The 22,241-nt window shown below is 63.3% G+C and carries 17 protein-coding genes and 1 pseudogene; 5 read left to right on the top strand and 13 right to left on the bottom strand.

Going from position 1 to position 22,241, the window contains the following annotated elements; all coding sequences use genetic code 11:
• Positions 1-119: 119 nt before the first annotated feature.
• The 3 genes from mutM to mutY are packed head-to-tail and all read left to right on the top strand — an operon-like array spanning position 120 to position 4,065.
• Positions 120-953 (top strand): bifunctional DNA-formamidopyrimidine glycosylase/DNA-(apurinic or apyrimidinic site) lyase, encoded by an 834-nt coding sequence (mutM, locus tag Q8L25_RS03595; protein ID WP_308923578.1) that lies wholly within the window; start codon positions 120-122, stop codon positions 951-953.
• Between the two features lie 11 nt (positions 954-964).
• A complete protein-coding gene (locus tag Q8L25_RS03590) occupies positions 965-2,872 on the top strand; it encodes a dynamin family protein (RefSeq protein ID WP_308923577.1) in 1,908 nt (635 codons plus the stop codon).
• 29 nt (positions 2,873-2,901) lie between these two features.
• Positions 2,902-4,065, top strand: a complete 1,164-nt coding sequence (gene mutY, locus Q8L25_RS03585) for an A/G-specific adenine glycosylase (RefSeq protein WP_308923576.1) — start codon at positions 2,902-2,904, stop codon at positions 4,063-4,065.
• A gap of 1 nt (position 4,066) precedes the next feature.
• Here the strand turns inward: mutY and Q8L25_RS03580 are convergent, their stop codons facing one another.
• The 7 genes and pseudogenes from Q8L25_RS03580 to pilM all read right to left on the bottom strand — a co-directional run bounded on the left by Q8L25_RS03580 (position 4,067) and on the right by pilM (position 12,826).
• Positions 4,067-5,203, bottom strand: coding sequence for a deoxyguanosinetriphosphate triphosphohydrolase (locus Q8L25_RS03580; RefSeq protein ID WP_308923575.1), 1,137 nt, complete (start codon positions 5,201-5,203; stop codon positions 4,067-4,069).
• Positions 5,204-5,205: 2 nt separating this feature from the next.
• Complete coding sequence (gene aroKB / locus Q8L25_RS03575; protein ID WP_308923574.1) at positions 5,206-6,825, bottom strand: bifunctional shikimate kinase/3-dehydroquinate synthase AroKB; 1,620 nt, start codon at positions 6,823-6,825, stop codon at positions 5,206-5,208.
• Positions 6,826-6,864: 39 nt separating this feature from the next.
• Entirely contained in the window at positions 6,865-9,045 is a 2,181-nt protein-coding gene (locus Q8L25_RS03570; protein ID WP_308923573.1) for an Ig-like domain-containing protein, read from the bottom strand.
• Between the two features lie 115 nt (positions 9,046-9,160).
• A pseudogene (locus Q8L25_RS03565) lies at positions 9,161-10,483 on the bottom strand (type IV pilus secretin PilQ); the annotation flags it as partial.
• A 92-nt stretch (positions 10,484-10,575) separates the two neighbouring features.
• Complete coding sequence (locus Q8L25_RS03560; RefSeq protein WP_308923572.1) at positions 10,576-11,607, bottom strand: pilus assembly protein PilP; 1,032 nt, start codon at positions 11,605-11,607, stop codon at positions 10,576-10,578.
• A 2-nt stretch (positions 11,608-11,609) separates the two neighbouring features.
• The gene (locus Q8L25_RS03555) at positions 11,610-12,185 is read right to left on the bottom strand and encodes a PilN domain-containing protein (RefSeq protein ID WP_308923571.1); all 576 of its coding nucleotides are present in this window, start codon (positions 12,183-12,185) and stop codon (positions 11,610-11,612) included.
• A 14-nt stretch (positions 12,186-12,199) separates the two neighbouring features.
• Positions 12,200-12,826, bottom strand: a complete 627-nt coding sequence (pilM, locus tag Q8L25_RS03550) for a pilus assembly protein PilM (protein WP_308923570.1) — start codon at positions 12,824-12,826, stop codon at positions 12,200-12,202.
• A gap of 270 nt (positions 12,827-13,096) precedes the next feature.
• On the opposite strand from pilM, the gene Q8L25_RS03545 reads away from it, so the two are divergent.
• The gene (locus Q8L25_RS03545; protein WP_308923569.1) at positions 13,097-15,442 is read left to right on the top strand and encodes a penicillin-binding protein 1A; all 2,346 of its coding nucleotides are present in this window, start codon (positions 13,097-13,099) and stop codon (positions 15,440-15,442) included.
• A 54-nt stretch (positions 15,443-15,496) separates the two neighbouring features.
• Here Q8L25_RS03545 and cyaY read toward each other — a convergent pair whose 3' ends face one another.
• Entirely contained in the window at positions 15,497-15,826 is a 330-nt protein-coding gene (gene cyaY / locus Q8L25_RS03540) for an iron donor protein CyaY (protein ID WP_308923568.1), read from the bottom strand.
• A 40-nt stretch (positions 15,827-15,866) separates the two neighbouring features.
• On the opposite strand from cyaY, the gene Q8L25_RS03535 reads away from it, so the two are divergent.
• A complete protein-coding gene (locus Q8L25_RS03535; protein ID WP_308923567.1) occupies positions 15,867-16,049 on the top strand; it encodes a lipoprotein in 183 nt (60 codons plus the stop codon).
• A 167-nt stretch (positions 16,050-16,216) separates the two neighbouring features.
• Here Q8L25_RS03535 and Q8L25_RS03530 read toward each other — a convergent pair whose 3' ends face one another.
• The 5 genes from Q8L25_RS03530 to Q8L25_RS03510 form a co-directional block, all read right to left on the bottom strand.
• Complete coding sequence (locus tag Q8L25_RS03530) at positions 16,217-16,846, bottom strand: protein-methionine-sulfoxide reductase heme-binding subunit MsrQ (RefSeq protein ID WP_308923566.1); 630 nt, start codon at positions 16,844-16,846, stop codon at positions 16,217-16,219.
• Positions 16,847-16,858: 12 nt separating this feature from the next.
• Entirely contained in the window at positions 16,859-17,836 is a 978-nt protein-coding gene (gene msrP, locus Q8L25_RS03525) for a protein-methionine-sulfoxide reductase catalytic subunit MsrP (protein ID WP_308923565.1), read from the bottom strand.
• A gap of 84 nt (positions 17,837-17,920) precedes the next feature.
• On the bottom strand, positions 17,921-19,072 hold the full coding sequence (ccsB, locus tag Q8L25_RS03520; RefSeq protein ID WP_308923564.1) for a c-type cytochrome biogenesis protein CcsB: 1,152 nt from the start codon (positions 19,070-19,072) through the stop codon (positions 17,921-17,923).
• 46 nt (positions 19,073-19,118) lie between these two features.
• Positions 19,119-21,224, bottom strand: a complete 2,106-nt coding sequence (locus Q8L25_RS03515; protein ID WP_308923563.1) for a cytochrome c biogenesis protein ResB — start codon at positions 21,222-21,224, stop codon at positions 19,119-19,121.
• 172 nt (positions 21,225-21,396) lie between these two features.
• A complete protein-coding gene (locus tag Q8L25_RS03510; protein WP_308923562.1) occupies positions 21,397-22,068 on the bottom strand; it encodes a c-type cytochrome in 672 nt (223 codons plus the stop codon).
• Positions 22,069-22,241 lie beyond the last annotated feature (173 nt).

The following is a 22,241-nucleotide window of genomic DNA, read 5'->3' as shown; positions in this document are numbered from 1 at the left end:
AGTTTGATTCTACGCCCAACCCGTGCTTTGCGTACTTCACGCATGTAACGAAATATATTCACGCCGTCAGCCGGCATGCCATAGTCCAGCCAGTCCATCCGTTTTCACCAGCGAGTCCTATGCCAGAATTGCCAGAAGTCGAAGTCACGCGGCGCGGTGTTGCGCCCCATATCGAAGGACGCGCCGTGCGCGCGGTGGTTCTGCGCCGCGATGGCCTGCGCTGGCCCTTCCCCGCCGCCCTCGGCGAACAGCTGTCGGGCCAGACCATCGGCCTGACGGGCCGGCGCGGCAAATACCTGCTGATCCACTTCCAGCACGGCACGCTGATCATCCACCTGGGCATGTCGGGCCATCTGCGCGTGCTGCCGCCCGGCACCGAAGCGCTCAAGCACGACCATTTCGACCTGGTGGTGTCCGGTGACGACGGCGAGCAGGTGCTGCGCCTGACCGATCCGCGCCGCTTCGGCGCCGTGCTGTGGCATGACCTGGCCGACGGCCCGCTCGACACCCACGCGCTGCTGCGCGGCCTCGGCGTCGAGCCGCTCGAAGGCGCGTTTACAGGCCAGTTGCTGTTTGAAAAGACGCGCAACCGCGGCACCAATATCAAGCAGGTGCTGCTGGCCGGTGATATCGTGGTCGGCGTGGGCAATATCTACTGTTCCGAAAGCCTGTTTCGTGCCGGCATCAACCCGAAGACGCCGGCCAAGCGCATCGGCCTGGCGCGCTACGAAAAACTGGCGCAGGCGATCCGCGACGTGCTGGCCGAGGCCATCATCCAGGGCGGCAGCACCTTGCGCGATTTTTTGAACGTGAACGGCCAGTCGGGCTACTTCCAGCAGACGTATTTCACCTACAACCGGACCGGCAAGCCCTGCCGCGTGTGCGGCGCGCCGATCCGGCAAATCGTGCAGGGACAGCGCTCCACGTTTTATTGCGTACACTGTCAAAAATAAGGGATATGCGCATGGTCAGGGACCTGGAACAATACGGCGCCTGGCGCCAGGATGTGCTGGCGGCATTGCGCGGCTACCAGCTGGCGGCGCAAGCGGCCGGCCTGGTCGACGGCGCCTCGGCGCTGCGCCTGGCGCGCTGCGTGTCGCGCCTGGCGGACGACCGCCTGTCGGTCGCCTTCGTGGCGGAATTCTCGCGCGGCAAATCCGAACTGATCAACGCCATTTTCTTTGCCGACTACGGCCAGCGCATCCTGCCCTCGGGCGCGGGCCGCACCACCATGTGCCCGACCGAACTGCTGTACGACCCTGCGTGGGCACCATCGATCCGCCTGCTGCCGATCGAAACGCGGGCGCAGAACCTGTCGACCAGCGACTACCGCGAGCTGCCCGGCGCCTGGACGGTGCTGCCGCTCAACCTGGACGCGGGCGGCGACATGCAGGACGCCATCCGGCAAGTGAGCCTGACGCGCAAGGTCAGCGTGGAGGAAGCGGCGCGCTACGGCCTGTACGACGCGGACGACGCCGACGCACAAGCCATGCTCGATGAAGACGGCCTGGTGGAAATTTCGATGTGGCGCCACGCCATCATCAACTTCCCGCATCCACTGTTGAAGCAAGGCCTGGTGATCCTCGACACGCCCGGCCTGAATGCGATCGGCACCGAACCGGAACTGACGCTGAACCTGATTCCGAACGCGCATGCGGTGCTGTTCATCCTGGCGGCCGACACGGGCGTCACGCGCAGCGATATCGAAGTGTGGCGCAACCATATCGGCGCCGATGGGGGCAGCGGCCGCCTGGTGGTGCTCAATAAAATCGACAGCATGTGGGACGAGCTGCGCGGCGACGTCGAGGTGACGCAGGCCATCGAGCGCCAGCAGGCCAGCGTGGCGCACCTGCTGGCGCTCGATGCGGGCCAGGTGTTTCCCGTCTCGGCGCAAAAGGCGCTGGTGGGCAAGATCAACCACGACGCGGCGCTGCTGGAAAAAAGCCGCTTGCTGCCGCTGGAAGCGGCCCTGTTCAATGAGCTGATCCCGGCCCGCAAGAACATCATCCGGCACCAGCTGGGCTTTGATCTTGACGCGATCCTCGCCGCGCAGCAGGTCCAGTATGGCGCGCGCGCACGCGGCATCGCCGAGCAGCTGCACGAGCTGCACAGCCTGCGCGGCAAGAACCAGAGCGTGATCGCCCACATGATGCGCCGCATCGATATCGAGAAAAAGGAATTCGACAGCAGCCTGTTCAAGCTGCAGGCGACCAGGGCCGTGTTTACCCGCTTGTCGACCGAGCTGTACACCAGCCTGGGCATGGAAATCGTGCGCGACGATATCGACGCGGTGCGCCTGGCGATGCAGCGCAGCCGCTTTTTCACGGGCCTGCGCGACGCCATGCGCCAGTATTTTGAACGCATCGGCCAGAACCTCGACCGCTCCGAACGCAAAACAAACGAGATCACCGAAATGATGGGGGTGATGTACCGCCGCTTCGCCACCGAACATGGGCTGGCGCTGGCCCTGCCGATGCCGTTCTCGCTGGCCCGCTACCGCCAGGAGATCGACGATATCGAAGCGGTGTATCACAAGCAGTTCGGCACGGCCACCCTACTCACCACCAGCCGCGTGGTGCTGATGGAAAAATTCTTCGACACCATCGCCTCGCGCGTGCGGCGCAGCTTCACGGCCGCCAATGACGACGCCAGCGCCTGGCTGAAAGTGATCATGGCGCCGCTCGAAGCGCAGATCGTCGAATACAAGGAACACCTGAAACTGCGCCTGGCCTCGATCCAGCGCATCCACGACGCCACCGACAGCCTGGAACAGAAAATCGCCGGCTTCGAAGCGTCGCTGGCGGCGCTGGAACGCGACAAGGCGCAACTGGCGCAACTGCTTGAGTCGCTGCGCGCGGCCATCGCCGCCTGAACCATACTGAACCATTACCGGAACCCCGCATGAAACGTCTGCTGCATCCGCTGTCGCCCGAAACGGGCGCGGCAACCTTTGAAGATTACGTCGACCCCACCTTTTCCGCCACCGTCATCGCCTGGCAAAAACAGCATGGCCGCCATGCGCTGCCGTGGCAGAACACGCGCGACGCCTACCTGATCTGGCTGTCCGAAATCATGCTGCAGCAAACGCAAGTGGCCGCCGTGCTGGCCTATTACGCGCGCTTTCTGACGCGCTTCCCTACCCTGCGCTCGCTGGCCGAAGCACCGGTGGAAGACGTGATGGCGCAGTGGAGCGGCCTGGGCTACTACACGCGGGCGCGCAACCTGCACAAATGCGCGCAGCGCGTGGTCAATGAGTACGACGGCGTGTTCCCCAGCGACCCCGCCTTGCTGGCCGACCTGCCCGGCATCGGCCGCTCGACGGCGGCCGCCATCTCGGCCTTTTCCAGCGGCACGCGGGCGGCCATCATGGACGGCAACGTCAAGCGCGTGTTCGCGCGCGTATTCGGCATCGATGCCTATCCCGGTGAAAAAAAGGTCGAGGAAGCCATGTGGCGGCGCGCCGTAGCCTTGTTGCCGGAGACGGGAATCGAATCGTACACACAAGGCCTGATGGACCTGGGCGCCACCCTGTGCACGCGCAGCAGTCCCGATTGCGGCCGCTGCCCGCTGCAGCCGCGCTGCGTGGCGTACGCCACCGGCCGCACCAAAGAGCTGCCTGTGCGCAAGCCGAAAAAGACCAGCCCGGAAAAGCATGCGGTAATGCTGGTGATCGTCGACGGCGGCCAGGTGCTGCTGCAGCAGCGCCCCGGCGCCGGCATCTGGGGCGGTTTATTGTCGCTGCCGGAACTCGATGGCCATGTGCTGCGCGATGGCGAGCTGCCACGCCTGATCGACCAGCCGGCTTTGCAGCGCGCGGTGGCGCCGTTCGGCGAGATCGAGACGCAGGAGTTGCTGCTGCCGATCGTGCACGTCTTCACCCACTACAAGCTGCATATCGTGCCCTGTCGCATCACCTTGTCGCACCGCCATCAGATGGCGGCGGAAGCGGGCCACGTCTGGCTGGACGGCGACAAGGTGGCGGACGCTCCGTTGCCGGCGCCGGTGAAAAAGCTGCTGCTGGACCTGTTCGGCGACGCGCGCGCGGCGCAGCGCAGCATGTTTTAGCTTACAGCTCGTCCAGCGAATACAGGCGCCGGTGCTCGCGGATCGCATAGCGGTCCGTCATGCCGGCGATATAGTCGGCGATCTTGCGCGCCTGCTTCGTCACGTCATCACCGTTGATCTGATAATCGGGCGGCAGCAGGGCCGGTTCGGCCATGAAGCTGTCGTACAGTTCGCGCACGATGCGGCTTGCCTTCACGCGCATGCGGTTGACCTGGTAGTGGCGGTACAGATTGACGCGCAAGAAGCGTTTCAGTTCGGTCGCATCGCGGCGCATGGCGTCCGAAAAACGGATCAGCGGCGCGCTGGCGCGCACTTCATTGACGTCGCGCGGCGCCGCGTCGGCGATCAGCCGGGTCGAGGTGGTGATCAGATCATCGGCCAGCGCCGTGATCAGGCGGCGCAGGGTTTCATAGATGGCGCGCCGGCCCGACAATCCCGGATACGCGGCCTGCACCTCGTGCCACAAACGGCCAAAAAATTCCACCTGTTCCAGTTGCTCGATGGTGATCAGGCCCGAGCGCAGGCCGTCGTCGATATCGTGGCTGTTGTAGGCGATTTCATCGGCCAAGTTGGTCAGCTGCGCTTCCAGCGTCGGCTGGGTGCGGTCGATAAAGCGCTGGGCCACCGGACCCAGCTCGCGCGCATGCGCCAGCGAACAGTGTTTCAAAATACCTTCGCGCGTTTCGAACATCAGGTTCAGGCCATCGAAGGCGCCGTAATGTTCTTCCAGGGTGTCGACCACGCGCAGGCTTTGCAGATTGTGCTCGAAGCCGCCATGGTCAGCCATGCATTCGTTGAGCACGTCCTGGCCCACATGGCCGAACGGCGTATGGCCCAGGTCATGCGCCAGCGCGATGGCTTCGACCAGGTCTTCGTTCAGGCGCAGGTTGCGCGCGATCGAGCGGCCGATCTGCGCCACTTCCAGGCTGTGCGTCAGCCGCGTGCGGAACAGGTCACCCTCGTGATTGAGGAACACCTGCGTCTTGTATTCGAGGCGGCGAAAGGCCGAGGAATGGATGATGCGGTCGCGGTCGCGCTGGAACTGGCTGCGCGAGGCGTGGGCCGCCTCGGCAAAGCGACGTCCCTGCCCCTGTGCCGAATGGGCTGCGTAAGGAGCGAGGAAGTCTTCGGGTGTCATGGTCAGGCCACTCTGGCGGCCAGGGTGGCCAGCACCAGGTCATGGGGGGCGGCCGTGATGCATGGGCTGCCCAGCGGTTTGAGCAGGATGAACTTGATGGCGCCGCCCTCGTTCTTCTTGTCCACTTCCATCAGTTCGAGCCAGCGCGCCACGCCCAGGTCCGGCGCCTTGACCGGCAGGCCGGCCGCGGCGACAAGCTTGCGCACGCGCTCCACGGCTGCCTGGTCGATATACCCCATGCGGCACGACAGGTCGGCCGCCATCACCATGCCGCAGCCGACGGCTTCGCCATGCAGCCAGTGGCCGTAGCCCATGCCCGCCTCGATGGCGTGGCCAAAGGTATGGCCGAAATTGAGGATGGCGCGCAGGCCGCCTTCGCGTTCGTCCTGGCGCACCACGTCGGCCTTGATTTCGCAGGAACGAGCGATGGCATACGCCAGCGCGCCCTTGTCGCGCGCCATCAGCTTGGCCATGTTCGCTTCGATCCAGTCGAAGAAGGCCGCGTCGATGATGGCGCCATGCTTGATCACTTCGGCCAGGCCGGCCGACAGCTCGCGCGCCGGCAGCGTTTCCAGGGTCGAGGTATCGGCGATCACGGCGCGCGGCTGGTAGAAGGCGCCGATCATGTTCTTGCCCAGCGGGTGGTTGATGCCGGTCTTGCCGCCGACCGAGGAATCGACCTGTGCCAGCAAGGTGGTCGGCACCTGCACGAAGCCGATGCCGCGCATGTAGCTGGCGGCCGCATAGCCGGTCAGGTCGCCGATCACGCCGCCACCCAGCGCCACCAGGGTGGTCTTGCGGTCGCATTTGTTGGCCAGCAGTGCGTCGAAAATCTGCATCAGGCTGGCCCAGTTTTTATACTCTTCGCCGTCCGGCAGCACGATGCTGATCACTTCGCGGCCATCGCTGGCCAGCGCCGCCTGCAGGCGGCCCAGGTACAGCGGGGCGACGGTGGTATTGGTGACGATGGCCACCTTGTGGCCGCTGATATGGCGCAGCAGCGCATCGGCATCGGCCAGGAGGCCGGGGCCGATGGCGATAGGGTAGCTGCGTTCGTCGAGGTCTACGCTCAACAACATTTTGGATTGCTCGTTCATCGAAGGCTCTGCGTGAATGACGCAGTTGGGCGAAGCCTCGCATTCGAGGCTGGCCAACTGCATCAGGATAGTCTGGACCATCGATTGTACGTTAGGACGGCCCGTATCGATCACAATGTCGGCCACTTCCAGGTATTGCGGCTCGCGCTGCGCCGTCAGGTTTTCCAGCGTCTTGCGCGGATCGGCCGTTTGCAGCAACGGGCGGTTCTTGTCGTGGCTGGTGCGCGCCAGGATGTTGCTGACGCTGGCGCGCAGGTAAATCACCGTGCCCCGTTCTTTCAGAAAGGCGCGGCTTTCCGCATTCATCACGGCGCCGCCACCGGTGGCCATCACCAGCCCCTCCTGCGCGCACAGGTCGCGGATCACCTCGGCTTCGCGCCGGCGAAAGCTCGGCTCTCCCTCGATTTCAAAGATCAACGGAATCGAAGCCCCGGTACGGGCTTCGATCTCGTGGTCGGAATCGACAAAGCGCATGCCCAGCTTGCGGGCCAGGATGCGCCCGATCGTGGTTTTGCCTGCGCCCATGAGGCCTACTAAAAACAGATTTTGCATGTGCTGCGACAGTTATTTTGGATTGCTACAAACATTCGCCTGCCCATATGGACTGATCACGCCCGGTGGAGACACATCCTGGCGGTTAAAGTCCGAGGACAGTCCCGGAAGCAAAGTGTAACCGACATAAGTTGCCTCCGTCCCGGAACTGTTGCCACGGATCGTCAATTCCACGTCCAGCCAGTTGGCCCTGTCGCGCGGATAAGTCAGCGTGACGGTGGTGGTGCCGCTGCTGTCGGTCTTGCCGCCGGTGGACAGATTGAGCGGAATGCCAGGATCGAGGTGGTCGTTGGCATTGACGTCCTCACCTGGGTCGAGTATGCCGTTACGGTCTCGTTCGTTGTCTTCATTCTTGCATTCGACATGCTGCGCCACCACCCAGCTGCTAGCCGCCGTGGAATATTCGAGATAACCCTTGTAATAATACCGGGGCCAGGCGGCGGCCGTAATAATCACATCCGGCACCGGATTGCCGGCGGCATCGGTGACAAAAACGGCATACGCCTTGCGATAGGTGCTGCTGTCCGCGCCATCGAGGACATTGCCGCTGCCGGCACTGATGAACAGCGATTTCTTCGTCACCGTCAGCCTGGCGGCGGCGCTGTTGCTCGATACACCCTGCAACTGGGCCTGGACGATCACACCATCGACACCGGTCGTGGCCTGGCCTGCGATATAGCTGACGGTGGCCATGCCGTCGCTGTCGGTCGTCACCACCGACGGCGAGCTCAGCGAGCCGCTGCTGGCGTCGCTCTGTATCGTAAAACTGATCTGGGCATTCTTGACCAGATTGTTTTGTGCCGTGCCGTCGCGTACCACGGCGCGCAGGGTGCTGCGCTGGGTGGTGCTGCCGGCCGTATTGGCGCCGATCACGGCAGGGTCCGCCTGCACGGTGATCGTTGCCAGCGCCGTCAACGGCGCGACAAACTCCACATCGGCCTGCACCGACACGCCCGTGCTTTCGTTCCTGGCCGTCAGCGAAGTCAGGCCAGCGCCGGTGGCTTGCACATAGGCGATGGCGTTGCCGCCGGTCAGCGCCAGCGGCGCTGGCAACGGCGTGGCGCAAGCGGCATCCGCATACATCGCGCCGCGCGACGTGCTGAAGCGCACATTGCCCGATTGTGGTGTGCCAGCCACATCGCTGTGCACGGTAACGGCATAGCAAGTATTCGTTGCCAGGGTGGTCAACGCCACATTGGCGCCGGAGACCGCATTGATCGTGAAATTGGCCGCATTGATCGTCACTGGCAATATCACGCTGTCGCCCTGCGCCTTGATGGTGACGGTGTCGCTGGTGCCGGAGCGGGCGCTGTAACTCAATACCAGCTGGCCATTATTGTCCGTCAACGCCGGGCTGGCGCCGCCGCCCTTGAGCGTCAGCGCATTGACCTGCGCGCCGAAGGTGACCGGCTTGCCCACCAGCGCGTTGCCGCTGGAATCGACCAGCTTGACGACCATATCGGTACTGGTATTCAAGTTGATCGACGAAAATGCATTGATGGCCAGCTTGGTGCCGCTGACGCTGATATCGGTACTGGCCGTTTGCGCACCGGCACTGGCGCGCACCTTGATCGTGCGCAGGCTGGCGTCCCCGCCCGTATTGAGGCTGACGCTCGCCTGGCCCTGCGCATTGGTGCTGACCACCGTCGCGCCCAGCGCCCCCGAGTCCGCAGTAAAAGTCACGTTGGCATTGGGCACAACGGCATTGTTGGCGTCCTTGACAAACGCGATGACATTGACCGCCGTGCCGCCCGACGAGGCCAGGTTGCCATCGGAAGACGTCAGCAACAAGGTGGCGACATTGGACGTGACTGGCACCACCTTGACCACCACCGGCGCGGAGACGATGCCGCCGCTGCTGGCCGTGACGGTGATGTCGCGCAGTGTCGCGTCGCCCTTTACGCTCAGTTTCTCGGTCACCGCGCCATTGGCATCGGTGACGCGCGTCGTATTGCTGATGGTGCCGGAATTGGCCGTCAGGGCGACGGTCTGACCGCTCAAGGCATTGTTGCTGGCGTTTTTAACAATCACGGTCAGCGTGACTTCGGTGCCGTCTTGGCCCGAGGCGGCGATGGTGGCGGCGCTGGCGACCAGCGCCACGCTGGCCACCCCGGCGCCGGGCGTGGCAGGAGCATCGATCGTCGGATCGCCGCCGCCGCCGCCACAGGCGGCCAGCAAGATGCCGAACGTCATCAGCACCAGCCAATTACATGCCCTGCTCCAATAGTTGTTGCTCTGGTATCTATTCCGCATCGTTGCCCTCAGTCCTCTTTCGTTGGCATTGTTACTTAAACGTAAAGATGTGACATTAACGTGTTGAGGGCCGGTCTGCCACTATTTTCGGCGTAATAAACACCATTAGCTCGGTTTTTTCTTGACTGCGACCCGTGCTGCGGAAAAAAAAGCCCAGCAAGGGAATGTCGCCCAGCAGCGGCACCTTGCTTTGCGTGCCCCGTTCCGACTGTTGATAAATGCCACCCAGCACCACCGTGCCGCCATCTTCCACCATCACCTGCGTCTTGACATGCTTGGTGTCGATGGCAAAGCCCGAGCGCGTTTCCTGGCCCACGCTGTCCTTGTTGACGTCCACTTCCAGCACCACGTTGCCGTCCGGCGTGATCTGCGGCGTGACTTCCAGGCGCAAATTGGCCTTGCGAAACGTGATCGAGGTGGCGCCGCTGCTGGTGGCCACCTGGTAGGGCAATTCGATGCCCTGTTCGATCAGCGCCAGCACCTTGTCGGCCGTCACCACGCGCGGGCTGGAAATGATCTTGCCCTTGCCGTCCGCTTCCAGCGCCGACAGTTCCAGGTTCAGGAAGCGGTTGGCGGCGGCCGAAAACAGGCTCAGGGCAAAGCTGGCCGGCGCCTGGCCGTTGATGCTGGCGGCCGGCAGGTTGACGAATTGCGTGTTCGGCACATAGGCGCCGGCACCCGCCACCGCCTGGCCGGTCGCCTCGCCCACGCCCTCGTACGTGCCGCCAACCGTGGCGCGCCGGCCGCCGCCAATCGCAAAGCCGGGCTGGCCTCCCTGGGCCAGGCGCAGGTCGGCAAAGCCCAGGCGCACACCCAGGTTGCGGCTGAAGCTGTCGTTGGCCTCGACGATGCGCGCCTCGATCAGCACCTGTTTCGTCGCCACATCGGTGCGCGCGATCAGCAGGCGGATCTGTTCCAGGCGTGCCGGCACGTCGCTGACAAACAGCTGATTGGTGCGCGGTTCGATCAGCACGCTGCCACGGCGCGACAGCAGGCGGCTGCGCCCTTCCCCCGCGTCGAGGCCGAACACGGTGCGAAACGACTCGGCCTTCTGGTAGTTCAGCTGGAACACGGCCGACTGCAGCGGTTCGAGTTCGGCGATCTGCGCGCGCGTTTCGAGTTCCAGCTTTTCGCGCGCCAGGATTTCCTCGCGCGGCGCAATCCACAGCACATTGCCATTGCGCCGCAAGTCCAGGCCCTTCGCCTGCAGCACCACGTCGAGCGCCTGGTCCCACGGCAACTCACGCAGGCGCAAGGTGATATTGCCGGCCACGCTGTCGCTGGCGATGATGTTCTGTCCCGAGGCGTCGGCCAGCATGTGCAGCGCCGCGCGCACCGACACGTTCTGGAAATCGATGGAAATGACTTCGCCCGCATACAGGCGCGGCGCCGTCACTTGTACTACCGCGTCCTGTGCGCCGCCACCGGTGGGCAAGGCCAGCGCCATGATCAACAGCAAGACGTTTGCCTTCATTTGTCCGCCTCCTTGACTGCTGCGCCCGCCACCTGCAATGCCAGGCTGCCGCGCCGCTCGCGCCAGGCGCCGCCGGCGTCCTGCGCCACTTCCCGGTAGGCGATGGCTTGCTCGGAAATCGCCGTCACCAGGCCATGGTCCGGCCCCAGGTACTGGCCTGCCGCGATCCGGTACAGGCGCCCGTTGGCCTGCAGCAAGGCATCGAGGCGGCCGTGCTGGCGCAGGCTGCCGACCATCGCCATGCCGGCCAGGGCCACGCTTTCCAGCGGTTCGCGCACGCGGCGCGGGTCGGGCGCGGCCACGCCGGCGCTGGCCGGCCGCTCGCTGCCGGCGGCGCCAAACGGATCGGGCAGGTCGCTGGCGCTGTAGTCGCGCGGCACGAAGGGCACGAGCGGGCGCGGTGGCGGCGTGGACGCCTTGGCTGCCCTGGCCGCTCCTTTGGCCGGCTTGCTGTTATCCATTGCCTGCTGCTCCTGCGCATCGGGCAGGCGGTAGGCGCGCAGCACGGCGTCCAGGGTCGGCTGCCCTTCCTTGCCGCTACTGATGGCCAAGTCGTGCACGGTCACGATGCGCGGCAAGTAGGCCAGGTCGGCCATGAAAGCGCCGATGGCGTGGTAGCCGCCGCGCACCCTGACGGCGATCGGCATGGCCACGTAATGCGCTTGCGGCGCCGGCACGCCCGGCTTGAACAACTCGAACCGCAGGCCGCGCGCCAAGCCGGCCTGGTTGATAGCGGACAACAAGGCGGCCATCTCTTGCTGGCGCGGCAACTGCTGCTCCAGGCTGGCCAGCGTGGCGGCCACTTCGCTGTGGTGAGCGCGCAGCCGCGGCAATTGATTGGCCCGGGCCTGCGCCTGGCCATGCGCGTCACGCAGCGCCTGGGTTTGCGCCTGTGCCGCCTGCCAGCGCGCCACCAGCTCGCCCAGCTGCGCCAGCCATGCCAGCGCCAGCAGCAAGACCGCCAGCAGGGCGGCGCAGGCCAGGCGCAGGTAGCGTGGCCACAGCGCCATCTGTTTCAGGCTGGACATGGTCAGTCTCCTGGCGACAAGCTGGACGGCAAGGTCCAGTGCACGGTCAGTTCCACGCCGCCGGCCGCCGGCACGGGCGCGCGCACTTCCTGCAATTGCGGCGTGGAACCCGGCAAGGCTTGCGCCAGCGCCAGCAACAGCGCCGAAACGGCTTGCTGCGACGGCGCCCTGCCCGCCAGCACCAGGCGCGCCCCGTCCTGGCGCAGGCTGTGCAGGGTGACGCCAGCGGGCACGGCGCGGGCCAGCGCGTCGAGCACGATCACGGCATCATTGCGCCGCGCCTGCAGCAGATGGACCGCCTGCCGGCGCGCGGCCAGCACGGCCGTTTCGCGCTGCGCCCGTTGCGCGGCCGCAATCGCGCCATCGCGCTCGCGCATGGCCGCCTGCCACTGCGCCTGCCGCCGCGTTTGCTTGTCGATGGCGATACCGAGGGCCACCCCCGCCATCAGGGCCAGCGCCGCACCCAGCAGCACGCCGCCGGCCAGCAGGCGCAGCACCTGGCGCTCGCGCTGGCGGCGCGCCGCCGGCCGGTGCGGCAACAGGTTGACAAACACCATCGCACTCGCGCTCGCGTTCACACTCGCGCCCGCATTCATCGGGCAAACCCGTGCAGGGCCAGGCCCCATGCCAGCTGGAAGGCCGCGCCATCGGCCATGGCTTGCCAGCCGCCATGCGCCATGCCGGCCCGCAAGGCCAGCGCCTCGCTGTCCATCACCACCACCTGCAAGCCCGCCCTGGTCGCCGCATCGAGCCGGCGCTGCACGCTGGAGCGCCGCGCCGCCACCAGCAGCACGTCGAGTTCGGCGCTCTGCCGGTCCGGCCCCAAGGGCGGCGCCGGGCCCATGATGCAGAAATCGAGGTTGGCGTCCTCGATCGTGAACGGCATATATTGCGCCGCTTCCAGTTCCACCAGGATTTCCAGCTGCTCCTCCGGCAAACCGGCCGGCAAGCGCACCGCCTGCGTGATCAGGCTGCTGGCGGGCATGGCCAGCGCCACCCGCGAACACCGGCTGCCGCTGGCCTGGCAAGCCTGGCGCAGCAGGCTGGCCAGCGCCTCGATATCATCGACGTTGCCGTCAAACATCACGCCGGGCGGCACGGCCGCCATGCCGCTATGCCAGTGTTGCAAGGCACCGCGGCGGCGCCCGAGTTCGACCACGCGCACGGCGTCGTCGCCGATATCGATGCCCAGCAAACCGGGTTTATGCAAGGAAAACATGGTGGCTCCCATTCCAGCGCCCACCAAAATGCTAGTCCCGGCCCGGCCCGGCTGACAACCGCTTTCCCACCGGTGTCTGCGGCACCGTGCGCCTATCTGCCGGGAAGCTGATCTGGCGCAGGACAATTGTTACCAAATCCTTGTTGCCAGCCAGCACAGACACGCTTATATAGAGTAGCGACAAGAGTTCCGCAGCCCGCCTGGCGCGCCGTCCCCTCGGCAAGCTCGCTTATAATTGGCCCGCATAATTAACTGAAAGACATAACGCGCATGACATCTTCCACCTCCGCTGGCAACGCTGGCCCGAAGCCGCCCAACAAGGGCGGCAAACCCAAACGCTTTCTGCTGATGGCCCTGGTATCACTGGTGGGCGTGGGCGTGGTCGGCGTCTTGCTGGTGGTGTTCGGCCTGGCGATGGCGTACCCGAACCTGCCGGCGCTCGATACCCTGACCGATTACCGGCCGAAGATGCCGCTGCGTATCTTTACCAGCGACGGCGTGCTGATCGGCGAGTTTGGCGAAGAGCGGCGCAATATGGTGCACATCAAGGATATTCCCGATGTCATGAAGAAAGCCGTGCTGGCCATCGAGGATGACCGCTTCTATGAACACGGCGGCGTGGACTACCTGGGCATCACGCGCGCGGCGCTGCACAACCTGACGGGCGGCGCCAAGCAAGGCGCCTCGACCATCACGCAGCAGGTGGCGCGCAATTTCTTCCTGTCCAGCGAACAGACCCTGAAGCGCAAGGCGTATGAAGTGCTGCTGGCGTGGAAGATCGAGAAAAACCTCAGCAAGGACCAGATCCTGGAAGTCTATATGAACCAGATCTACCTGGGCCAGCGCGCCTACGGCTTCGCTTCGGCCGCGCAGATCTATTTCGGCAAGAATATCCGCGACCTCACCGTGGCCGAGGCGGCCATGCTGGCCGGCCTGCCGAAAGCGCCGTCGGCCTACAATCCAGTGGTCAACCCGAAACGCGCCCGCCTGCGCCAGCAGTACATCCTGCAGCGCATGGCGCAGCTGGGCTACATCACGCCGGCCCAGTTCGAGGAAGCCAAGCATGAAGAGCTGAAGGTCAAGACCGACAGCAGCGCCTTTGGCGTGCACGCCGAATATGTGTCGGAAATGGCGCGCCAGCTGGTCTACGAGCAATTCAAGGAAGACACCTACACGCGCGGCCTGAACGTCTATACCACCATTACCAAGGCCGACCAGGACGCCGCCTACATCGCGCTGCGCAAGGGCGTGATGGACTACGAGAAACGCCACGGCTACCGTGGCCCGGAAGCGTATATCGACATTCCTAAAACCAAGGCCGAAGCGGACGATGCGATCGAAACGGAACTGGCCGACCACCCGGACAGCGACGACATCATCGGCGCCATGGTGTTGCAGGCTTCGCCCAAATCGTTGCAGGCGGTGACTTCCGCCGGCGAGGAAATCAGCATCACCGGTTCCGGCCTGACCTTCGGCGCGGCCTGGCTGTCGGAAAAGGCGGCGCCGAACCGCCGCATCCGCCGCGGCGCCGTGATCCGCGTCATGCGCGAAGGCGACAACTGGGTGCTGACGCAGATGCCCGAAGTGCAGTCGGCGTTTGTTTCGGCCAGCACGACCGACGGGGCGATTCGGGCCATGGTGGGCGGTTTCGATTACAACCGCAACAAATTCAACCACGTGACGCAGGCGTGGCGCCAGCCCGGTTCGGCCTTCAAGCCCTTCATCTATTCCGCCTCGCTGGAACGGGGCCTGTCGCCGGCCACCATCATCAACGACGCGCCGATCTCGTTCGACGCGGGCCAGACGGGCGGCCAGGCGTGGGAACCGAAGAACTACGACAGCAAATACGACGGCCCGATGACCATGCGCAAGGGTTTGATGAAATCGAAAAACATGATTTCGATCCGCATCCTGCACAAGATCGGCGCCAAGTACGGCCAGGAATACGCCACCCGCTTCGGCTTCGACGCCGACAAGAACCCGCCCTACCTGACCCTGGCGCTGGGCGCGGGCAACGTCACGCCGCTGCAGATGGCCGGCGCCTACGCCGTGTTCGCCAATGGCGGCTACAAGATCAACCCCTACCTGATCGCCAAGGTCACCGACAGCGACGGCAAGGTCTTGTCGGAAGCCAACCCCGACAAGGCGGGCGAGGAAGCCAACCGCGTGATCGACGAGCGCAATGCCTTCATGATGAACAGCATGCTCAACGATGTGGTGCGCTTCGGCACGGCCAACAAGGCGATGGCCCTGAAGCGCCCTGACCTGGCCGGCAAGACGGGGACCACCAACGATTCCATCGATGCCTGGTTCGCCGGCTACCAGGCCAAGCTGGTGGGCATTGCCTGGATCGGCTACGACCAGCCACGCAACCTGGGCAACCGCGAAACGGGCGGCGGCCTGGCCTTGCCGATCTGGATCAACTACATGGCGAAAGCGCTGAAAAGCATCCCGGTCGAGGAACGCGCGGTACCGGAAGGCCTGATCCACGTGGGCGACGAGTACTACTATGCGGAAAATCCGCCGGGCACCGGAGTCGGCAGCCTGGAAGGCGCGGCAAGGGGCACGCCGGAGGAAGAAAAAGCCAAGGAAGCCGTGAAGAACGAGCTCTTCTAAAACAAAAGGGCAGACTGAACAGTCTGCCCTTTTTTCATGCGCCGATGGCGGCGCTTATTTCAAGACCACCGCCGCGCCGGCCTGCTCGCTCGCCATGGTCGACAAGGCCGCAAACAGTTCCGAGCCGTCGCGCGTATTGACCCACGCGTCGCCAACGCGCTTGTAGTGGAAACCGCCGGAACGGGCCGCCACCCACATTTCACGCATCGGCGCCTGGCTGTTGACGATGATTTTGGTGCCGTTGTCGATAAACTCGATTTCCAGCACATTGCCGCTGCGGCTGCATTCGACGTCGAGCACGTCTTCATCGTTCAGCCGGTCCAGCGCCGCCTCGATCCGGGTCAGGGTGGCTTCGGCCAAGGCCAGGAATTCCGATTCGCTCATGCTACACTCCAAAGATCTTAATCAAACCGTGATTCTAATCGTGAAGTCATCCTCAGCGTTTTATATCGGCATTGCCATTGTGGTCTCTAGCGTCCTGGCCGGCTGCGGCCAGCCCGGCGCCCTGTACCTGCCCAAGCCGCCGTCGGGCAAGCCGGCGCCCGCCAAGGGCCCGCTCGAACCGGCCCTGGTGCCGCCGCCACCGGTGATCGTGCCAGCGACCTGAGTCAGTACTAAGTAACCCCCAATAAATTCTTGTGATTTCTGACTTCCATAACCGGCGCTCTGCTGTGTTGCCAACTGCTAGCAGTGCTCGCACTGCGTCGCAGTTGGCGCCTTGCATAGCATCCGGTTCTGTTCGTCATAACTTCACAATAATTTCCTGACGATTACTTAGCGCGCCAGCTTCGCGTTTTGCACCCGCTTGCTCCAGGCGAAATAGACGCGAATTAACAACAGCAGCGCGACGATGCAGCCAAACAGGATGGGCTGGGCAAAATTGTTCTTGCCCGCCTTCATCCACCAGTAATGCAATATTCCCAGCGGCGCGATCACGTACACCAGCCGGTGCAACCACTGCCAGCGCTTGCCGCCCAGGCGCTTGACCATGCCGTTGGTACTGGTCACGGCCAGGGGAATCAGCAATACAAACGCGATAAAGCCCACCGTGATGAAGGGGCGTTTCAGCACATCCTTCCACATTTCCTGCAAATCGAAGAAATGGTCGAACCATAAAAAGGTGGTGAAGTGCAAGGTGGCATAGAAAAAGGCAAACAGGCCCAGCATGCGGCGCAGCTTGACCAGCCAGTTCCACTGCGTGAAGCGGCGCAGGGGCGTGACGCCCAGGCCGATGCACAGGAAATACAGCGTCCAGTCGCCGGTGCCGCGCGTGATGAATTCCAGCGGCTCGACCAGCTGGCCGGTGTACGTCAGCCACACCATGCGGCCCAAGGGCAGCAGCGCCAGCACAAAGATGACGGTCTTGATCAGCGACAGCTGCCGGGGTGTGGGATGGAAAGCCATGGGTCGCCCTGCTTAAAAGAATTTCTTCAAGTCCATGCCCGCGTACAGCGAGGCCACGTCGTTATAGCCGTTGTACATCAGCGTCTTGCGCTTGCGCGTCAAAAAGCTGTCTTCGCCGATGCGGCGCTCGCTGGCCTGCGACCAGCGCGGATGGTCGACGTTCGGATTCACGTTCGAATAAAAACCGTATTCGGACGGCGCCGACAGGTTCCACGAGGTGCGCGGCTGTTCCTTGACGAAGCGGATCTTGACGATGGACTTGGCCGACTTGAAACCATATTTCCACGGCAGCACCATGCGCACCGGCGCGCCATTCTGGTTCGGCAGGGTTTCGCCATACATGCCCAGGGTCAGCAGCGCCAGCGGGTGATTCGCTTCATCGATGCGCAGGCCTTCGGTGTAGGGCCACTGCAGCACGCGGCTACCGACGCCCGGCATCTGCTTGTTGTCGGCCAGCGAGATGAATTCCACGTATTTGGCGTTGCCGGTCGGCTCGACCTTCTTGATAATCTCGGAGAACGAATAACCGACCCACGGGATCACCATCGACCAGCCTTCCACGCAGCGCAGGCGATAGACACGCTCTTCCAGCGGCGCCAGTTTCAGCAGCGCATCGAGGTCCAGCGTCATCGGCTTCTTGACTTCGCCTTCGATGGTGACCGTCCACGGCCGCGTGCGCAGGGTACCCGCGTTTTGCGCCGGATCGCTCTTGTCGGTGCCGAACTCGTAGAAATTGTTGTAGGTGGTGGCGTCTTTGTAGGCGGTCTGCTTGTCCAGCGCCGAATAGGCGGGATTCAGTTTGGCGGCCAGCTTGGGATGGGTGCCCTGCGCGAACGCTTCGCGGTTCATCATTTCCAGCAGGGCCGCGCTGGAGACGGCGCCGATGGCCGCCTGCTTGATAAAGCTGCGGCGCGCTTCGAAGACGGCGCGCGGCGTGATTTCGGATGAGAACGGCAGTTCAATACCGTTGGGACTGCGCTTGATCAACATGGCGGCTCCGGAAAGGTGGTGGTTAGTTACACAGTACACCAGTTTCCGCAGCCGTTCATGACGGTTGCGTCATGTAGACCCGCCTTAAAGCTTGCCGTAAGAATGCAGGCCGGACAGGAACATATTGACACCTAAAAACGCAAACGTCGTCACCATCAGGCCCACCAGCGCCCACCAGGCCGCCACTCTGCCGCGCAAACCCGTCATCAATCGCATGTGCAGCCAGGCCGCATAGTTGAGCCAGACGATCAGGGCCCAGGTTTCCTTCGGATCCCACGACCAGTAGCCGCCCCACGCCTCGGCCGCCCACAGCGCGCCCAGGATGGTCGCTACCGTGAAGAAAGCGAATCCGACGGAAATGGCCTTGTACATCACGTCGTCCAGCACTTCCAGCGATGGCAGGCGGTCGACCAGGTAGCCGCTCGATTTCAGCAGGTAGGCCGAAGCGACCATGGCCGACAGCGAAAAGGTACCGTAGCCGATGAAGTTGGCCGGCACGTGGATCTTCATCCACCAGCTTTGCAAGGCCGGCACCAGCGGCTGGATATCGGCCGCGTCGCGCGTGACCGTGTACCACAGCAAAAATACCACGGCGGCGGAAATCACCAGCATGACGAAGGCGCCCAGCTGGCGCGTCGCATAGTGCTGCTCGTAGTACAGGTAGAACATGGCCGTGATCAAGGAAAACAGGATGAACACTTCATACAGGTTCGACACGGGAATATGGCCCACGTCGGCGCCGATCAAGTAGGACTCATACCAGCGCACCAGCATGCCCGTCAGGCCCAGCACCACGCCGGCCCAGCACAGCAGCGAACCGACCGAGGAACCGAAGTCCGAGCGCGCCACCAGGCCGATCCAGTAGAACAGGGTCGACAGCACGAACAAGGTGCCCATCCACAGAATCGCGGACTGGCTGGACAACATATACTTCAGGAAAAATTTCTGGTTTGCCATGTCCAGCTGGCCACCGTAGAGTTCGATGGCAAACAGCGACAGCACGGCGGCCACGGGGATCAGCCAGCGCACCGGCTTCCAGTACCAGCCCAGCCAGGCAAAGGTGGGCGCCGCCGCCAGTAAAATGACTTTTTCATAGATGTCCATGAAGGCGCCAAAGTGCACCAAGCCATACAGCGAAGCGGCCAGCAGGCCCGCGCCGTACAGCCAGTCGACCAGGCCCAGGCGCTTGAAAAAGCCGGGTTCCTGCGTGTAAATCTGTTTATTTGCCAATTCCATGTTTTTCTCCATTGCCTGCACGGCGTGACGCCAGCTCAGGCGCAGCTTACGCCGATTGCGGCAATTTTGCCTTCAGGTTCTCAAATTCTTTTTCAAAATCCAGCGTCTTGCGCTGGGTGCTCATGGCCATCAGGGCGGTGCTGTCGCCAGGGTTGTTGGCATCATCCTTGATCCACACCCACAAGCGGCGCTCACGGATATAGAACATGGAAAACACGCCGATAACCAGGAACAAACAGCCCAGGTAGACCACGCCCTTGCCCGGCGAGCGCGTCACTTGCAGCACGGAAGCCTTGATTTCCGTAAACTCATCGAGCTGCAAATACACCGGCGCGCCATAGAAGAAGCTGTCGGACAGGGCATTGGTCGCCAGTTGCAGGAAACGGCCGTGCTTTTCATCGGCCTCGATGGCGCTCAGGCCGGCCTTGGAGCGCGCGGCCTGCCACAAGTCCCACAGGCTGCCGTTGAGGATCTTCATGAAGATATCGGCCGCCTTTTCCTGCTCGGCCTTGGGCACTTTTTCCAGGAAACGCGAAATCGCCAGGAAACCGCCCTCCTGCCCGTTGCCGGCAAAGATGGCCAGGCTTTTCGCGGCCGATTCCTGCAGCTGGCCGCGCAGCGCTTCCGCGTTGGCGTTCGGCATGGCGCGCTGGGCGTAGCGGGCGGCGGCCTGCTCGCGCAGTTCCGGGTCCTGCAGCGCGGCGCGCAGGCGCATCCATTCCTTCACCGTGTAATTGTCGTCGGCGGGAATGCGCAGGTAGCTGAAGGCGTCGCTCGGGTTGACGCGCATGCCGGCCAGGAACACCAGCGCGCCGTCGACCGTGACGGGCTGCATGTAGTTCTGGTACTCGCGCGCCTGGCCCGTCTTGTCGCGCAATTTGTACAGCACGCTCGGGCCGACGTTTTTCAGGTCCTTGTTATTGGCGTTCTTGGCGGCGGAACCGAGACGCTTGTCGAGGCCGACGGCGAATTTTTCATTGAAACTCTCGGCCTTGCTGACGGCCCGCACATCCTGGCCGGAACTCATGTTTTCCACGTTAAACGGCCGAAAGCCCGACCATTCGACGCTATACGAATTGCCGTCGCTGCGCTCCAGCGGCGTGCTGCCGCCCACTTCGCCGCCGATATCGAAACGTTTGTCCGTCTTGCCGGCCATCGGGAAACCGGTGAGCTTGAGCTTGCTGCCGCCATCTTCAAAGCTGGACTGGTACAGGGCCAGGCCTTTGTACAGCAGCGGCTGGTTGACCTTGATGGTGGCCGGAAAACTCGCGCCCGTCTCATGGTCGGTGACCACCACGTCGCTGGCGAACAGCTTGGGCATGCCGGTGCTATAGAAATCAATGTGGAATTTCTTCAGCAGGATGGTGATCGGCAGGTCCTGGATCAGCACGCCATCGGCTTGCGGAATGATGGCGGTGCTGCTGGTCGAGCCTTCCGGGATCATGGTATTGCCGCGGAAAGTGGGGTTCGACAGGCTCAAACGGTGCTGGGCGGGAATCTCGGCGATCACGCCGCTGCCCGCAAACGGCGTCTTGCCGAAGAACCATTGTTGCACCCTGATCGGCATTTCCGAGTCCAGCAGGCCACCGACGCAGATGATGACGATGGCGCCGTGGGCAAAGATATAGCCCCATTTGTTGGCCGCGCCGCGCTTGGCCGCCACCAGCGTGGCGTTGTCCTTTTCCACGATCTTGGCCTGGTAGCCGGCGTCCTTCAAACGCATCACCATCTGCTGGGCCAGCGCGGCGCGCGGCAGCGCCGCCAGCCATTCGGCCTTGTGGTGGAAATTGCGCAAGGACTGCTCACGCACGGTTTCGCGCCAGCTGCGCATGTCCTTGAGCATCTTCGGCGCATTGCGCACGATGCACAGCGAGGTCGAGGCGACCAGGAAACCCATGATCAGCAGAAACCACCAGGCCGAATAGACCGAATACAGGCTCAGCTTGTCGAACACGGAAAACCAGAACGGGCCGAACTGGTTGATGTAGTTGGGCATCGGCTCGTTCTGCTTGAGCACGGTGCCGATCACGGAGGACACGGCGATCAGGGTCAGCAAGCTGATGGCAAAGCGCATCGACGAGATCAGTTCGACGAATTCGGCCAGGCTGCGGCGCTGCGTTTTGAGTTCGATTCCGGTGGTGCTGGTACTCATGCGTTGTTACTCATACTGAATGGCAATCTAAAAAAGGCGGGGAAGTTTCGGCTGCGCAAGGCGGCAGCATAACCCAGTTTGGCCGGGGTCATAAAAAAAGGGCAGCCCCTTGCCACGGCCGCCCTTCTTCATCCACACCATAGTGTCCGGCAATGATTGCCGCTATGGAAAGTTATTTCAGGCCGGCTATGTAATCGGCAACGGCGGCGATCTCATCGTCCGACATGCGCGCGGCGATGGTGTGCATGTCGACGCTGTTCTTGCGCGCATCGGCCTTGGTGCTGCGGAACTGGGTCAGCTGGGCGATCGTATAGTCCTGGTGCTGGCCGGCGATGCGCGGATATTGCACGGGGATGCCATTGCCCGCCGCGCCATGACAGCTGGCACAGGCCGCGACTTGTTTCGAAGCAATTCCGCCACGGTAGATCTTCTTGCCCAGCTCGATGGTGTCCTTGTTCTTGGCGGCGCCCGGCTTGGCCAGCTGCGCGCCCAGGTAGGCGGCGACGTTTTTCTTGTCGGCATCGCTGAGCATCTTGGCGTAGGTCGACATGACGGGCTGGTTGCGCTGCGGCGTGGTGAAATCGACCAGCTGCTTGTACAGATAGTTTTCGTGCTGGCCGGCCAGCTTGGGATTGGCCGTGATGGTCGAATTGCCGGCCGCGCCATGGCAGGAGACGCAGGCGGGCAAGCCGCGCGCGGCGTCGCCATCGGTGTACAGGGTGGCGCCCTTGTTGGCATCGGCTTTGACGGCGGGCTTCGGTGCTTCAGCGGCCGAAACAGTTGCCGAGACGGCCAGCAAAGCGAGCAACATGGATTTGAACAACGGTGAAAATGCACGATTCATTCAGGCACCCTGGGACAGTGAAAAATTAGTGGTGGACATTGCCGCGCCCTGGGATTTTTGCATTATTTTCAGGGCCGCAAGCCGCATCGCTGCTACGCCGGCAACAATTAACAACTCCTTATTGTACAATAGCTTCTTGGCGTTATTGCTCTCTTATCGCTCCCTTTTCTTGC

The sequence above is a fragment of the Janthinobacterium sp. J1-1 genome (assembly GCF_030944405.1).
Lineage (GTDB): Bacteria > Pseudomonadota > Gammaproteobacteria > Burkholderiales > Burkholderiaceae_D > Janthinobacterium.
This window is presented reverse-complemented; position numbering and strand designations above follow the sequence as displayed.

Excerpts from the sequence above, each read along its gene's own strand:
- mutM (WP_308923578.1), top strand. The coding sequence starts at position 120 with ATGCCAGAATTGCCAGAAGTCGAAGTCACGCGGCGCGGTGTTGCGCCC.
- Q8L25_RS03590 (WP_308923577.1), top strand. The coding sequence starts at position 965 with ATGGTCAGGGACCTGGAACAATACGGCGCCTGGCGCCAGGATGTGCTG.
- mutY (WP_308923576.1), top strand. The coding sequence starts at position 2,902 with ATGAAACGTCTGCTGCATCCGCTGTCGCCCGAAACGGGCGCGGCAACC.
- Q8L25_RS03580 (WP_308923575.1), bottom strand. The coding sequence starts at position 5,203 with ATGACACCCGAAGACTTCCTCGCTCCTTACGCAGCCCATTCGGCACAG.
- aroKB (WP_308923574.1), bottom strand. The coding sequence starts at position 6,825 with ATGGGCGCAGGCAAAACCACGATCGGGCGCATCCTGGCCCGCAAGCTG.
- Q8L25_RS03570 (WP_308923573.1), bottom strand. The coding sequence starts at position 9,045 with ATGACGTTCGGCATCTTGCTGGCCGCCTGTGGCGGCGGCGGCGGCGAT.
- Q8L25_RS03560 (WP_308923572.1), bottom strand. The coding sequence starts at position 11,607 with ATGTCCAGCCTGAAACAGATGGCGCTGTGGCCACGCTACCTGCGCCTG.
- pilM (WP_308923570.1), bottom strand. The coding sequence starts at position 12,826 with ATGTTTTCCTTGCATAAACCCGGTTTGCTGGGCATCGATATCGGCGAC.
- Q8L25_RS03545 (WP_308923569.1), top strand. The coding sequence starts at position 13,097 with ATGACATCTTCCACCTCCGCTGGCAACGCTGGCCCGAAGCCGCCCAAC.
- cyaY (WP_308923568.1), bottom strand. The coding sequence starts at position 15,826 with ATGAGCGAATCGGAATTCCTGGCCTTGGCCGAAGCCACCCTGACCCGG.
- Q8L25_RS03530 (WP_308923566.1), bottom strand. The coding sequence starts at position 16,846 with ATGGCTTTCCATCCCACACCCCGGCAGCTGTCGCTGATCAAGACCGTC.
- msrP (WP_308923565.1), bottom strand. The coding sequence starts at position 17,836 with ATGTTGATCAAGCGCAGTCCCAACGGTATTGAACTGCCGTTCTCATCC.
- ccsB (WP_308923564.1), bottom strand. The coding sequence starts at position 19,072 with ATGGAATTGGCAAATAAACAGATTTACACGCAGGAACCCGGCTTTTTC.
- Q8L25_RS03515 (WP_308923563.1), bottom strand. The coding sequence starts at position 21,224 with ATGAGTACCAGCACCACCGGAATCGAACTCAAAACGCAGCGCCGCAGC.
- Q8L25_RS03510 (WP_308923562.1), bottom strand. The coding sequence starts at position 22,068 with ATGAATCGTGCATTTTCACCGTTGTTCAAATCCATGTTGCTCGCTTTG.